Origin of the sequence: Caproicibacterium lactatifermentans (genome assembly GCF_013315815.1) — a bacterium.
Taxonomy (GTDB): domain Bacteria; phylum Bacillota; class Clostridia; order Oscillospirales; family Acutalibacteraceae; genus Caproicibacterium; species Caproicibacterium lactatifermentans.
This window is the reverse complement of record NZ_CP046051.1, coordinates 721,935-735,976: the sequence shown is the minus strand read 5'-3', so window position 1 is coordinate 735,976 and position 14,042 is coordinate 721,935. Positions and strand designations below refer to the sequence as shown.

The following is a 14,042-nucleotide window of genomic DNA, read 5'->3' as shown; positions in this document are numbered from 1 at the left end:
ATTATGAAAGCAACAGAAAAAACAATGGACACAATTGTGTCCCTGTGCAAAAACCGCGGTTTTATCTATCCGGGCAGCGAAATTTACGGAGGCCTATCCAACACCTGGGACTACGGTCCGCTGGGTGTGGAATTCAAAAACAACGTGAAAAAGGCATGGCTGAAAAAATTTGTACAGGAAAGCCCTTACAATGTCGGCCTCGACTCCGCTATTCTGATGAATCCGGAAGTTTGGGTGGCTACCGGCCATGTGGGCGGATTTTCCGACCCGCTGATGGACTGCAAAGACTGCAAAACACGCCACCGTGCGGACAAACTGATTGAGGACTTCACCGGCAAGCCGGCCGATGGCTGGAGCAACGAAAAGATGATGCAGTTCATCAAGGAAAACCACATCAAATGCCCCAACTGCGGCAGTGAAAACTTCACGGACATTCGTCAGTTTAACCTGATGTTCAAAACCTTTCAGGGCGTCACAGAGGACGCAAAGAACACCGTTTATCTGCGTCCGGAAACCGCGCAAGGTATCTTTGTGAACTTTTCCAACATTCAGCGCACCACACGCAAAAAGCTGCCTTTCGGCGTATGCCAGATTGGCAAGAGCTTCCGCAACGAAATTACCCCCGGCAACTTCACGTTCCGCACCCGTGAATTTGAGCAGATGGAATGTGAATTCTTCTGCAAGCCGGACACGGATCTCGAATGGTTCAAGTACTGGAAAGACTTCTGCGAAAACTGGCTGCATTCTCTCGGCCTGACCAAAGAGAACCTGCGTCTGCGCGACCATGAGAAAGAAGAACTCTCCTTCTACTCCAAGGCAACGACCGATATTGAGTATCTGTTCCCATTCGGCTGGGGCGAACTGTGGGGGGTTGCCGACCGCACAAACTATGACCTGACTCGTCATCAGGACCATAGTGGCAAAGACCTGACCTATTTTGACGCGGAAACAAATGAGCACTATATCCCCTATGTCATTGAGCCTTCTCTGGGTGCGGACCGTGTAGCGCTTGCTTTCCTGTGCGACGCCTACGACGAAGAAGTTGTCAACGCAGAAAAGAAGGACACCCGTGTTGTTCTGCATCTGCACCCGGCACTGGCCCCCTTTAAAGCTGCTGTGCTGCCGCTTTCCAAGAAGCTGAAGGAACCCGCACAAAAGATTTATGCGGACCTGTCCAAGCACTTCATGATGGATTACGACGAGACTGGCTCCATCGGCAAGCGCTACCGCCGTCAGGACGAAATTGGCACGCCGTACTGCATTACCTATGACTTTGATAGCGGCGATGACGGCTGCGTCACTATCCGTGACCGTGACTCCATGAATCAGGAGCGCATTTCTATCGACAAACTGACCGACTGGCTGCAGGAAAAGATTGATTTCTAAAATACAACATAAATAAGAAAGCAGAGAGGCCGCTGTACCACAAAATGTGATACGGCGACCTCTTTTATCATACTGTCTGTTTTATAAGAACGATTTATGCTTTAACCATCAAATCGCAGATGTCATTGCTGAAAGAAACCGGGTCCTCAATCTGTACGCCCTCAATCAGTAGTGCCTGTGTATACAGCAGCTTCGTATACTTTTTCAGCGTATTCTGGTCCAGCTTGTACAGCGCTGTGAGCTTCTGGAAAACCGGATGATTTGCGTTGATTTCCAGCACCCGCTGTGCCTTGACCTTTTCCCCACCATTGTTCGGCATCTGATTCAGCACCTTTTCCATCCCCATGGACAGGGCACCATTTGTGGACAGGCAGACAGGGTGGCTCTTGAGCTTTGTGGAAAGGATAACTTCCTTCACTTCACCATTCAGGGCGTCCTTCATGAAGTTAAGCATATCCTTGTTTTCTTCCACTTTCTTCTTAGCGGCCGCTTTTTCCTCTTCGGTCTGCAGGTCAAGGTCATCGTCTGAAACAGACTTGAACTCTTTGTCGTCGTACTTCATCAGAGCACGCAGAGCAAACTCGTCCACGGGGCTGGTCAGGTACAGAATCTCGTACCCCTTGTCCTTAACCGCCTCGGTCTGCGGCAGCATATCCACTTTGGCGGTCGTTTCACCGCAGGCATAGTAAATGTTCTTCTGGTCCGGCTTCATACGGTCCACATACTCCTGCAGGGTAACCAGTTTCTTTTCACTGCTGGAGTAGAACAGCAGCAAGTCCTGCAGCAGTTCTTTGTGCTGACCGAAGTCGCTGTAAACACCGTACTTCAGCTGCAGACCAAAGGCTTTATAGAACTGCTCGTACTTTTCGCGGTCGTTTTTCAGCATATTCAGCAGTTCAGACTTAATCTTCTTTTCCAGACGGCCCTCAATAATATGCAGCTGGTGGTCATGCTGCAGCGTTTCACGGGAAATGTTGAGGCTCAGGTCCTGGCTGTCGACAAGGCCGCGTACAAAGCTGAAGCAGTCCGGCAGCAGGTCGGAACATTTGTCCATAATGAGCACGCCGTTGCTGTACAGCTGCAATCCCTTTTCATAGTCACGGGTGTAGTAGTCATAGCTGGCGCGTGCCGGAATAAACAGCAGTGCTGTGTAAGTAGCTACACCTTCGTTGTAGCTGTGAATCACCTTAAGCGGGTCCTCATAGTCGCCGAACTTGTTTTTATAGAAGCTGTTGTACTCTTCCGGCTTTACCTCGTTTTTGTTCTTCCGCCATAAGGGGACCATGGAGTTCAGTGTTTCCACTTCGGTATAGTCCTCATACTCCGGCTTATAGTCCTTAGGAGCATTTTCCGGCTTTGGTTTTTGGCGGCTCTTCTGCATATCCATGCGAATAGGATAGCGGATATAGTCGCTGTATTTCTTAATGAGGTTCTTAATCGTGTACTGGTCAAGGTATGTGTCGTAATTGTCGTCGTCTGTATTGTCCTTCAGGTCCAGTGTGATTTTTGTGCCGCGCTCTGCTTTTTCACAGGGGTCCACAGTGTATCCCTCCGCACCGCTGCTCTGCCAGCACCATGCTTCATCGCTGCCGTAGGCTTTGCTTTCCACTGTAACCTGCTTTGCCACCATAAAGGCCGCATAAAAGCCAACACCGAACTGACCGATGATATCGATGTTATTATCGTTCTTTTTGTCTTTGTTTTCCTGCTTAAAGGCGAGGGAGCCGGACTTGGCGATAGTGCCGAGGTCCTTTTCCATGTCGTCCTTTGTCATGCCGCAGCCGTTATCCTCAATAATAATTTTGCGGCCCGGTTTGTCCAGTGCAATGTGAATTTTGAAATCGTCACGGGAAAGGCCCGTGTCGTTTTCCTGCAGGGACCGATAATACATCTTATCTATCGCATCACTTGCGTTGCTGATTAGTTCGCGCATGAAGATTTCCTTGTGCGTGTAAATAGAGTTAATCATCAAGTCCAAAAGACGTTTTGACTCTGCCTTAAACTGTTTCATTGCAATACCGCCTCTGATTCTTGTTTTTAGCACTCTGCTTCGTCAAGTGCTAAATCCATTGTAAACCATTCGCTGGAAAATTTCAATAAACAAATTGTGAATACTTCGTCAAAAACGATTTTTGCCTTTTTATGCCGCTGCATTTTGCTGCGGCGCGAACATTCTGCGGAACACAAAACGCACCAGCGTTCCCTTGTTATTTTATTTCTGTTCGGAAAATTTGCATACCATCTCATATTCACCGGCATAGCTGCCGTCCCGATAGCGAAATGCATTGGGCAGCATCCCATAAATTTGGAACCCAAACCTGCGGTACAGGTGAAAAGCGCGCAGGTTAGTATCCACCACACCCAGCTCCACCTGTTCCAGTCCGGCTCTCTGGGCTGCCTCCAAACACGCCTGCAGCAGCGCGGAGCCAATGCCCTCATTCCAGTATTTCTGTTTTACGGAAATGCCGAAATCACCGCGGTGACCACAGCGGGAATGCACTTTATCCGTAAAAACACTCGCACTGCCCGCCAGATTTCCGCTGACAAAAGCAGACAGCATAATGCTGTGCGGGTCTGCCTCCACGGCTTGCAGAAGGTATGCTTCCTTTTCCGGTGTATCGCATATCTCGTCCGGATAACGCGCCATAAAGTCTGTTTCTGCGGAAGTAATACGCTGATGCTCTAAAATCTCCTGTGCATCTTCTGCAACAGCGCTGCGCAGAAGGCAGTCCTGTCCGTCTTTTAAAGTAATTTCCTTTTTGTACCGCAATGGCATTTCTCCTCTCTTACAGGACCTTTTCAATTTCGTGACGAATGGGAATATCAAAGTCGCCGGTCAGTGGAATAGACGGCTTTAACCGGCATGATGCCTGCACGGCATTGCGGAAAATCTGCACCATGTCAAAGCCGCGCTTTTGATAAAAGCACATGGCATGGAGGTTGTCATTGGTTGTTATCCGCGTCAGCCGGCCGCATCGCCGAGGTCAAACAGTCTGCATCGCACCGCCATTTTGGTGGAAATTCCCCTCTCATAGCATTTCCCCTTTCGTACCTTTTACTTAATTGTCTTATAGGAATTAAAAGACGCGATGTGCGGACGGTGGCAGTTCCGGGTCGTAGCAGCGGCCGGTTAGGCGGTGACAAATGCATTTTTACTGTCTGCTTCGTTTTGCATCTTCTGCAGCACAGTCATTTCCAAAAGGAACTTTCTTTCTGCCCATGATATGTGTGATGTCAGCGCAGAAAAAAAGGCCGCTGTGACTTTTTCCCTCGTCACAGCGGCCTTTTCTATACAAGACAAGAAAGAAAAATCAGGAAAGCAGCATGCGGTCGTTGTCCAGCTCATGGCCTTCTGCTGTCTGAAAGCGTTTAAGAAGGTCATCCACTTTCAGATGCTTTTTCTCTTCCCCGCCAATATCGAACAGAATATGTCCGCTGCCCATCATGATGATACGGTTTCCCAGTTCAATGGCCTGCCGCATATTGTGCGTCACCATCATCGCTGTTAAATTCTGTTCTTCTACAATTTTTTTGGTCTGCTGCAACACCGTATCCGCCGTTTTCGGGTCCAGTGCCGCAGTGTGTTCATCCAATAGCAGCAGCTGCGGCTTCTGCAGTGTTGCCATCAACAGTGTCAGTGCCTGCCGCTGGCCGCCGGAAAGCAGTCCAACTTTACTGGTTAGGCGATTCTCTAGTCCGAGGTCCAAAACTTTCAGTCTTTCTTTATACAAAGTGCGTTCTTCACTGGTAATGCCCCAGCGCAGGGTGCGGGATTTTCCACGGCGGTAGGCCATTGCCAAATTCTCTTCAATATTCATATCTCCGGCTGTACCGCGCATAGGGTCCTGGAACACGCGCCCCAAATACTTTGCACGCTTGTGCTCCGGCAGGCGGGTAACATCGACGCTGTCCAGCACGATGCTGCCGCTGTCGCATGGGAAAGCACCTGCAATTAAGTTCAGCAGCGTACTTTTTCCAGCGCCGTTGCCGCCAATAATGGTCACAAAATCGCCGGGCTGCAGGTGCAGGGTAATATTTGTAAGCGCACGCTTTTCATTGACAGTCCCTTTGTTAAATGTCTTGCATACATTTGTCAGCTGCAGCATCTTCTCACTCCCTTTCGTCCGGTTTGTTCGCTTTGTACAGGCCGTCTGTGCCGTCCGGCACGGGTACCGGTTCCTGCTTTTCCCTGCGGATAGCATTCCAGCGGGTAACGTCCTTTTTCACTTTCGGCACAAACAGTGCCACTGCTACAATGATAGCGGTAATCAGCTTCATGTCCGTGCTGCGCAGACCAAAGAACAGAACAATGGCAATCACCGCACGGTAAATAATCGAGCCCAGCACCATACAGATCAGCCGCAGCATAAAACTGACGCGGCGCCCCAGCACCACTTCGCCGATAATGACGGACGCCAAGCCGATAACGATGGTGCCAACGCCCATATCCACAGAAGCGGAACCCTGTACCTGTGCGAACAGGCCGCCGGAAAGCGCCACCAGTCCGTTGCTGATAACCAGCGCAATCATCGTCATACTGTCAGTGTTAACACCCAGAGAGCGCACCATGTAGGGGTTGTTGCCCGTTGCACGGATGGAACTGCCCAGCTCCGTACCGAAGAACCAGTACAGAAGCACAATAATGGCTGCCGCCAGAATGCCGCCCAGAAGCAGCTGGCAGTTTTTGGGGCTTAGGCTGGGAATCCAGTGCCGCACAATGGTATCCACCGTATCTACACCGTTCAGCGGAACCATGGCACCGCCCATAACGCGGATATTGATGGAATACAACGCTGTCATTGTCAGGATACCGGCAAGAATGCCCGGTATTTTCATTTTTGTTGTTAAAAAGCCTGTAATAAAGCCGCACAGCATACCGGCACCCATCGCCGCCAGCAGTGCCACAAATGGGTTGACACCATGCAGCCCGACCAGCATGGCCGCCACGGAACCGCCTGTGGCGAAGCTGCCGTCAACGGTCATATCCGGAAAATCCAGAATTCGGAAGGTAATGTATACGCCCAGCGTCATAATGCTCCATATGACGCCCTGCGCCACTGCGCCGTGCAGTGCACCGAAGAAATTTGCAATATCCATAAAACTGGTCTCCTCATTTTGTAAAAATTCCTGTATGGCAATGGAAATACCCCGCAGCCGCAGCCGCGGGGCACCCCTATGTGACTTTCTAAGTTATGCAGCGCTGCTTACGTCCTTGCCGGTTTTCATCACGCTGTCCGGCAGAGTAATATTCAGCTGTTTTGCAACAGCGGAATTATAAGAAATATCATAGTTTTTCAGGTATTCAATCGGCATATCCGCCGGCTTGCTTTCGCCTTTCAGGATTTTGGCCGCCATGGCACCGGTCTGCTTGCCCAGCGCTTCATAGTTAATGCCAATCGTCATCAGGCCGCCGTTGGAAACCATGCCGCTTTCTCCAACGAAGACCGGCAGCTTAGCCTGTGTTGTTACGCCGGTGACCACTTTCATACCGGAAGCCAGCATATTATCAGTCGGAATATACACCGCCTGCACCTTGCCAGCCATGGACTGTGCCACCTGCTGGATTTCATTCGCCGCAGAAACAGTGAATTCCTTATACTGCAGACCATTTGCCTTACAGGCGGCTTCTGCCCAATCCGCCTGCAGCTTGGAGTTGGTTTCACTGGAGCAGTACATAATGCCGACGGTCTGCACCTTCGGAACAACCTGCTTCATCAGTTTAATCTGCTCATTAACCGGCGTTTTATCGCTGGTACCGGTGATATTGCCGCCGGGCTTTTCGTTGCTGTCCACCAATTTGGCCTCTGCTGGGTTCGTAACAGCAGTGACAACAACCGGTGTATCTGTAACAGCCTTAGCGACAGCCTGTGCAATCGGTGTTGCGATGGCGAGGATAAGGTCCGGTTTCTTGCTGGACAGGGTATTTGCCACGGTAACGCAGTTGGGCTGGTCCCCCTGTGCGTTCTGTACATCATATATAACGTTGCTGCCCTCTTTAAAACCAGCAGCCTCCATGCCCTCTTTAAAGCCTTTCAGGGAAGCGTCCATCGCCGGATGGGTCATGTACTGTGCCACACCAATGGTATACTGTTTTGCGGTGCTGCCAGATGCTGCCGTGCTGCCGGATGCGGAGCTGCTTCCACCGCAGGCTGTCATGCCTGTCAGCACTGCGGCCGCCAAAATGGCCGCAAGAACTTTTCTTCTCTTTTTCATCATGATACCTCCAGTTTTCTGCTGGCCGCGTTTTCAGGCGCTTTAACGTTTCAATGGCATAAAGTCATTTACATATTACACAACATTCCACAGAATGTCAAGCATAGGTACTTTGCTTTTTTGCCGGAATACCGATATAATAGAAACAGAATTACCGAAAATACCGTAAAAATAAGGAGTGCCTTGCTTATGACTGCCAGAATTTATATTTACGATACACAGGGACAGAACGAACCGGTGTGCTCTCTGACTCCCGAACCAAGCGGCGCTGACGATGGCGGCCGTGACTACACCCTGCCGAAGGGCTACACGCTGCAGGAAGGCCAGTTTTCCGCACCCAACGGCAGCACCTGCTACCTGCAGATGCATAACGGTGCACCGCTTCTGGTGGACAACGCAAACAAGCTTGCTTTCCTGCTGGAGCAGGAGCGAAAAATGGAGCAGCGGCGCAAAGCCGCCGGCCTGACACGCCTGCAGCTGGCGGACCAGGTGGGGCTGACCCAATACGATATTTACAGAATGGAGCACCACGAAGTGGAGCCGAGCACAGCGGCTCTTGGAAAAATTGCCGCTGTACTGCACTGTGACACAATCGACTTAATTTAAGACTTGTCACTGCTTAAAACTTGTGCTATAATAAAAAAGCTGTTCTGGCAGAGGTTTCATTCCTCTGTTGAAAACTTTTTTATGCGCTTGTAGCTCAGCTGGATAGAGCGTTGGACTCCGACTCCAAAGGCCCCCGGTTCGAATCCGGGCAGGCGCACCAAAACGAAACCCGCATGGTTAAGCCATTTTTATGGTTTGACCATGCGGGCTTTTTTGCCCATAATGCGGTTTGACTACAGTTTGACTACTTTTCAAATAAAATGCCCCCAGCAGGCAGCCGCAAAGACCGTTCCCTGGAAACAAGGGGCGTCAACAGAAAAATTGAACTGGGGAAAGATAGCCCAAACGTTTTTGAACTCGACGGCGGTTGTAAAAGACCTCAATATATTCAAATATGGCTTGGCGGGCAGCTTCTCTCGTAGGATAGACATGCCAGTGGACAATTTTCTTTTTTGAGAATAGAAAAAAGCTTCCACCCCAGGCACTACCTCCCAAAGTGCCAAGTCGTGAAAAGCTTTATTTCCAACTATAATTCCGGTATGCGCCCGTACATTCATCATGTACTTCCGTTTTGAATGCGAAACTTCATTTAACAATCCAGCATTCTTCTCAAGGTGAAATTTGTTCAAAGCCAGAAATATTCGTTAATGTTTCTTGTGCAGGGATTCGCAGTGTTACGGTTGTTCCTTTATTTTCAGTGCTTGCAAATGTCAGGCCGAAACTTTTTCCAAAATAGAGCTGAATACGGCGCTGTATGTTTTTTATGCCATATCCATTGCTCTTAGCAGTCAAAATATTTTTGAGCTTATCCGGTGCAATTCCGCATCCATTATCCTTAACTATAAATTCTATCTGGTCATTTATTACTTTACAAGAAATTTCCAGCAACCCGGGGCCGGGCATCGTCCGCTGGTCTATCCCATGAATAATGGCATTTTCCGCTAAAGGCTGCAAAATGAGATTTGGCATTTTATAATTTAAAACAGAAGGATCCAAAGTTTCAACAAACTGGAATGACCGGCTATGCATCATTATTTGTATTTTAATGTAAGAAACTGTGTTTTTCCATTCGTCCTCTACAGATATTTCAGAATTCCCCCGATTTAGTGTAGTACGATAATAAGTGGAAAGCAGCTGTGCCATTTCGCTGATATCTTCCTGCCCTGAAACAAGTGCTTTGCTGTTGATTAGTGAGAGGCTGTTATAAAAGAAGTGCGGATTTATTTGAGCCTGCAGGGCCTTAATTTCATATTTTTGCTTTTCAATGTTGGTTTTATAAATTTCATCGACCAGCCGCTGCAGCTTTCGGACCATTATGCGGAACTGCTTGGCCAGTACGCCTATTTCATCATTGCAGGGTTCGTCCGGCGGTAAATCCACAAAAAGTCCCTTGCTCCCAATCAGCTTCATATTGCGTGTCAGTGTTTCCAATGGACGTACAATTACATAGGATAAATTTCGTGTGAGCAGGTTCAGTAGGAACGCGCAGCCAAGAACTACTAACACAACCATCAGCAAAATGGGTGCTATGTTTTTCCATATGGTACTCATAGGGCGATATAAGAATAAAGTCCAGCCTTCCTCTGTCAGAACATTTCCCATGCTGTAGTTTTTCGGCAGCTTTTTGTCTTTTGCAAAGGCTTGAATTTGTTTCTCCGGTATCTGATTTCTGAAGTTTTGATAAGAATACAGAATCGTGCCGTGCTTGTCCAACAGTAAAACACCGAAATTATTGTCAAATAACGTGTTGAACTGTGAGAAAATCCCCTTATAGTTAAGGTCAAAAGCAATATAATTCTCTGATTTTAAGGATGAGGAAAAAATCGGACAGCACACAGCCATGTCTTCTTTTTCCCTTGAGATATAAAAAGATGGTTTTCTGGCATGCACCGCTGTCTGATACCAAGGTTCTTTTTTGGCGTCTTCCAGGGTTTTGACTGTGTTTCCATGCGGATATAAATTGCGGGAAATATACAGTGTTTCAGAACTGATGTCGCCATTCAGCATAGATATGGCTGCTAAAGGCGGGTCAACTTCATCTCTATAGGCAAGATACATTTCGTAATTATTGGTGTAATTGCGCGTTACTGCTTGTCTGATACTGTTGTTCCATGCAACATTTGAAACTGTGTTTCGGTATGTGTCGAGTTTGTTTTGAAAAACAATAGCGGCCTGTTTGAGGGTGTCCTGCTCTGCCTGTTTTTCACGGTTCACCAGTAGATTATCAATTTGTAGGTAGCAGAAGACACCAAGTACAAGAACCGGAATCAGTCCGGCTAAAATACATACCATATAAATTTTTTGACGAAAATTTATATTACGATACCATTTTAATAGAACTTGCTTTAACTGCCGCATAGGTATTCTCCTTTTGGCCTAGTGTGCTGACTGCCGGTAGGATTCCGGCGTTTGCCCGAAAGTTTCCCGAAAACTTCTGCAGAAGTACGAAAAGTTTGTGTAGCCGACGCTTTTGCAGATATCCTGGATTTTTTCATTTGTATTTAATAATTGTTCTTTCGCTTTTTCCATGCGCATGGTTTTTATGTACTTATTAATTCCACAGCCGGTTTCACTAATAAACAAATCACTTAAATAATGCGGGGATAGGTAAAACTGTTTTGCAAGCCGGGAAAGGCTTAATTCCTCGCCATAATGATTTTGAATAAATTGCTTAAGCATACGAATCGTATGCCCTGTGGATTCGGTATCAGCGGCAAGAGTTGCAACAACTCTTTTCGTGACGTCCAATATAAGAGCTTTGCTTTCCTCAAAGTACTGACAGAAATACAGGCGCTCAATCACTACCTGCAGGTCTTCTTTGTCAGCAGGCAGTGCACTGTATAAAATAGTAGCCAGCTGAGACAGGATATAGCTCACATTGATGTGCGACTGGTTGCGTTTGTGCTGATACTTTGTCAAAAGCATATTAACGCTTTTCTGCAAACTGTAGCTGTCCTTGAACCGAATGGCATCCGCGGCGGAACGAAGCAAGGCATCATCATCCTCATAAGATTCCAAGCTGGTTGAAATTTTATCAGGAATCGGATATACATAGCAGTTTCTAAAAAAGAATCGGTCATCCAGTGCTTTTTCTGCCTGTGCATATGCCGCTGCAATGGAATCTGCTCCTGTTAGTGGGCTGCTGATGGAAATGTAACAAGGCTCACCCGCATCCGCAGAAATTTGTTTTTGAAGAATTTGTGCCATTGCAGCAACTGATGAATCTGTTTCTGTATCTTGCAGGAATAAAACACTTTGATAAGTGTTCAGATTGAGGAAGTGATGCGGCCATCCTCTCAGCACGCCTGCAATGGATTTTTCGAAATGGTCCTGAGGGATACTTCCAAAAATAGGATTATCAAATTGAAGCAGAAGCAGCTGTTTGAATTTTTCTAAAAAAGCGAGGTCAATATCTCTATATTCACTGCAAAGCATTTCTGCCTTGGCCCCGTACAGCAGCCGGGACAAAACATGATTCTGCAGATAAGCAGCGGCAAATTGCTTCTGCATAATGATTTGCTTTCGTGCATTCAGTTTTTGAATTGCTTTTTCCAACACTTTTCTCAGTTCCTCAGGGTTAATGGGTTTCAGTATGTAATCGACAGCCCCCAAAGTAAGTGCTTTTTTAACATAGGGAAAGTCATTATAGCCACTGAAAAATATAATTTGTACATTCGGATACAATTCCCGCGTTTGAGATGCAAGTTCTGTTCCCAACAAAAAAGGCATTCGTACGTCCGTAAGCAAGATGTCAGTTCCTTGTTTTTTTGCTTTTTGTAGGGCGTCATGGCCATTTTCGGACTCCACAATGTCCAGTTCGAATTTATATTTCTTCAAAAGAAATTTTACTGCTTCCCGCTCATCCTTTTCGTCATCCGCAATCAGAATCCGGTACATAAGGGCACCTCCACTTAGAATTCAAGGTCAAATTAAGTATAATTGTTTTATTTGATGCTTTCAATAAAATTCAGGATATTTGTACAGATATCTGGATTCTTTGCTATTTACAGCAACTGTATAGATAGATTATACTAAATTTGCGTTTAAAATTCACTGAGATTGTGAATATTAGGGAACGCAAAAACAAATGGGAGGTTCAGTAATGAAAAGAAAACATATTGTCAAACGCTCTGTAGCTTTTGCTTTGGCAGCATCACTTGCGGTTGGGTTATCCGCCTGCGGCGGTTCCACTCCAAGCGCCTCATCTAAGCCAGCTACCGCATCTAAGGTAACAAACCCAATGGCTAAGTATGATCAACCAATCGTAGTCAACACGGGACGGCAAACGGCTACCAATGCACGGTTGCCAAAGGGCGATACTTATGAAAATAACGAATACACACGGATTTTAAAAGAAAAGTTGAATATTGTAATTAAAGATGCATTTGAGGCAAACGGTGCGGATTATGACCGTCAGGTTTCACTGGCGGTAGCAAGCAGTTCCTTGCCGGACATGATGCTGGTTAATCACAATGACCTAAAAGAAATGGTAGACAATGACCAGATTATGGACTTGTCAGATGTCTATAACCAATATGCCTCTGATAAAATAAAAGAAATTTATAATTCGTTCAAAGATGTTTACGATGGCGGTGCCTTTAAAAAATGCACTTTTGACGGAAAAATCATGGCAATGCCGGACGTAGGCGGCGATGCGGGTTCCAATGCGGCTTGGATTCGTCAAGATTGGGCCGACAAACTTGGTATTAAGTTGGATCCAGACGGGGATGGGTGCCTCACACCGGATGAACTGAAAAATGTAGCAAAGCAGTTCATTGCGAAGGATCCCGGTAAAACTGGGAAACCAGTTGGCATTCCCGTACAGCAATTCCCGACTGATGGCTCCAATGACGGCGGTTCCTTCACTCTAACCGGCATAGCCAATTCCTTTAATGCTTTCCCGAAACATTGGCAGAAAGATAAGGATGGGAAAATTGTGTATGGCTCCCTTACCAATGAGACAAAGGAGTTCCTTACTACCATGGCAAGTTGGTTTAAGGAAGGAATCCTTGATCCACAAACCGGCACGCGCACATGGAATGACTGCCAGGGCCTTTTGGTAAACAATCAGTCTGGTATCGCTTTTGGACCATGGCATATGCCCGACTGGTGCTTCAACCTGGTAAAAGAGAAAGACCCGAACGCAGAATTCAGATGCTATGCAATCGCCGACAAAAACGGTAAAGTTAATTTTATGCACGTTTCACCGTCGGACAAGTATTTAGTGGTACGCAAAGGGTATCAGCATCCTGAGGCTGTTATGAAAATCTTGAACTTGTTCTATGATACTCTGAATGGAAAAGATGCAGCCAAAGCCATGCCGAATATATCCAAAGCCATGCAGATGGACAATTCCACAAAACCAGTCAATATGGAAATATTGGACGCAAAATTGAATCTTCGCAGTTACGAACAGATTTCGGCAGCTGTAAAAGATCCCTCCAAAGTCAACGATATTGATATGGCGGAAGACCGTATGATTGTCACCGAGATTAACGAGTATAACAAAAACAAGAAGTCCGCGCCGGTGGAAGACTGGTCACATTATACCTCTCGAATGTTCGGTTTAGGACTGTACTATAAACTTACTGAGAAAAACCTGTTTAACTGGCAGGTGCCGGGCTTTACAGGAACAACCGATTCCATGGAATCCATGTGGACAAATCTGGATAAACTGGAGAGCGAAAATGTTATAAAGATTATAACAGGAGCAGCTCAGCCAAACTCCTTTGATAAGTTTGTTAGCGACTGGAAGGCACAGGGCGGCAGTCAAATAACGAGCGAAGTAGAATCCCAAGCTTCTGGGAAATAAGAAAAGTGGTGGGGCTGTGTCATTA

The 14,042-nt window shown here is 46.9% G+C and carries 12 protein-coding genes and 1 tRNA gene; 4 read left to right on the top strand and 9 right to left on the bottom strand.

What is annotated here, in order from left to right:
• The first annotated feature begins 3 nt into the window (after positions 1 to 3).
• Positions 4 to 1,386, top strand: coding sequence for a glycine--tRNA ligase (locus GJQ69_RS03550; RefSeq protein WP_174192943.1), 1,383 nt, complete (start codon positions 4 to 6; stop codon positions 1,384 to 1,386).
• A gap of 94 nt (positions 1,387 to 1,480) precedes the next feature.
• Here GJQ69_RS03550 and htpG read toward each other — a convergent pair whose 3' ends face one another.
• The 6 genes from htpG to GJQ69_RS03520 all read right to left on the bottom strand — a co-directional run bounded on the left by htpG (position 1,481) and on the right by GJQ69_RS03520 (position 7,599).
• Positions 1,481 to 3,403, bottom strand: coding sequence for a molecular chaperone HtpG (htpG, locus tag GJQ69_RS03545; RefSeq protein ID WP_086036862.1), 1,923 nt, complete (start codon positions 3,401 to 3,403; stop codon positions 1,481 to 1,483).
• Between the two features lie 195 nt (positions 3,404 to 3,598).
• Positions 3,599 to 4,156, bottom strand: a complete 558-nt coding sequence (locus GJQ69_RS03540) for a GNAT family N-acetyltransferase (RefSeq protein ID WP_174192941.1) — start codon at positions 4,154 to 4,156, stop codon at positions 3,599 to 3,601.
• Between the two features lie 16 nt (positions 4,157 to 4,172).
• Entirely contained in the window at positions 4,173 to 4,316 is a 144-nt protein-coding gene (locus GJQ69_RS03535) for a hypothetical protein (protein ID WP_157658956.1), read from the bottom strand.
• 381 nt (positions 4,317 to 4,697) lie between these two features.
• Positions 4,698 to 5,492 carry an ABC transporter ATP-binding protein gene (locus GJQ69_RS03530; RefSeq protein WP_086036029.1) on the bottom strand — a complete coding sequence of 265 codons (795 nt, stop codon included), beginning with the start codon at positions 5,490 to 5,492 and terminating at the stop codon, positions 4,698 to 4,700.
• Between the two features lie 4 nt (positions 5,493 to 5,496).
• Positions 5,497 to 6,483, bottom strand: a complete 987-nt coding sequence (locus GJQ69_RS03525) for an ABC transporter permease (protein ID WP_086036030.1) — start codon at positions 6,481 to 6,483, stop codon at positions 5,497 to 5,499.
• Between the two features lie 93 nt (positions 6,484 to 6,576).
• Positions 6,577 to 7,599 (bottom strand): ABC transporter substrate-binding protein, encoded by a 1,023-nt coding sequence (locus GJQ69_RS03520; protein ID WP_174192939.1) that lies wholly within the window; start codon positions 7,597 to 7,599, stop codon positions 6,577 to 6,579.
• Positions 7,600 to 7,788: 189 nt separating this feature from the next.
• Between GJQ69_RS03520 and GJQ69_RS03515 the strand changes: the two genes are divergently transcribed.
• The gene (locus GJQ69_RS03515; RefSeq protein WP_086036032.1) at positions 7,789 to 8,205 is read left to right on the top strand and encodes a helix-turn-helix domain-containing protein; all 417 of its coding nucleotides are present in this window, start codon (positions 7,789 to 7,791) and stop codon (positions 8,203 to 8,205) included.
• Between the two features lie 83 nt (positions 8,206 to 8,288).
• Positions 8,289 to 8,365, top strand: a tRNA-Arg gene (locus GJQ69_RS03510).
• A gap of 91 nt (positions 8,366 to 8,456) precedes the next feature.
• On the opposite strand, the gene GJQ69_RS09940 is transcribed toward GJQ69_RS03510, so the two are convergent.
• Genes GJQ69_RS09940 through GJQ69_RS03495 form a run of 3 tightly spaced genes read right to left on the bottom strand, consistent with a single transcriptional unit; the run spans position 8,457 to position 12,102 of the window.
• Complete coding sequence (locus GJQ69_RS09940) at positions 8,457 to 8,801, bottom strand: hypothetical protein (RefSeq protein WP_433407008.1); 345 nt, start codon at positions 8,799 to 8,801, stop codon at positions 8,457 to 8,459.
• 13 nt (positions 8,802 to 8,814) lie between these two features.
• Positions 8,815 to 10,563 carry a cache domain-containing sensor histidine kinase gene (locus tag GJQ69_RS03500; protein WP_174192937.1) on the bottom strand — a complete coding sequence of 583 codons (1,749 nt, stop codon included), beginning with the start codon at positions 10,561 to 10,563 and terminating at the stop codon, positions 8,815 to 8,817.
• An 18-nt stretch (positions 10,564 to 10,581) separates the two neighbouring features.
• The gene (locus tag GJQ69_RS03495; RefSeq protein ID WP_174192935.1) at positions 10,582 to 12,102 is read right to left on the bottom strand and encodes a response regulator; all 1,521 of its coding nucleotides are present in this window, start codon (positions 12,100 to 12,102) and stop codon (positions 10,582 to 10,584) included.
• 205 nt (positions 12,103 to 12,307) lie between these two features.
• Here GJQ69_RS03495 and GJQ69_RS03490 point away from each other — a divergent pair, with 205 nt between their 5' ends.
• A complete protein-coding gene (locus GJQ69_RS03490) occupies positions 12,308 to 14,017 on the top strand; it encodes an extracellular solute-binding protein (protein ID WP_174192933.1) in 1,710 nt (569 codons plus the stop codon).
• Positions 14,018 to 14,042: the final 25 nt, after the last annotated feature.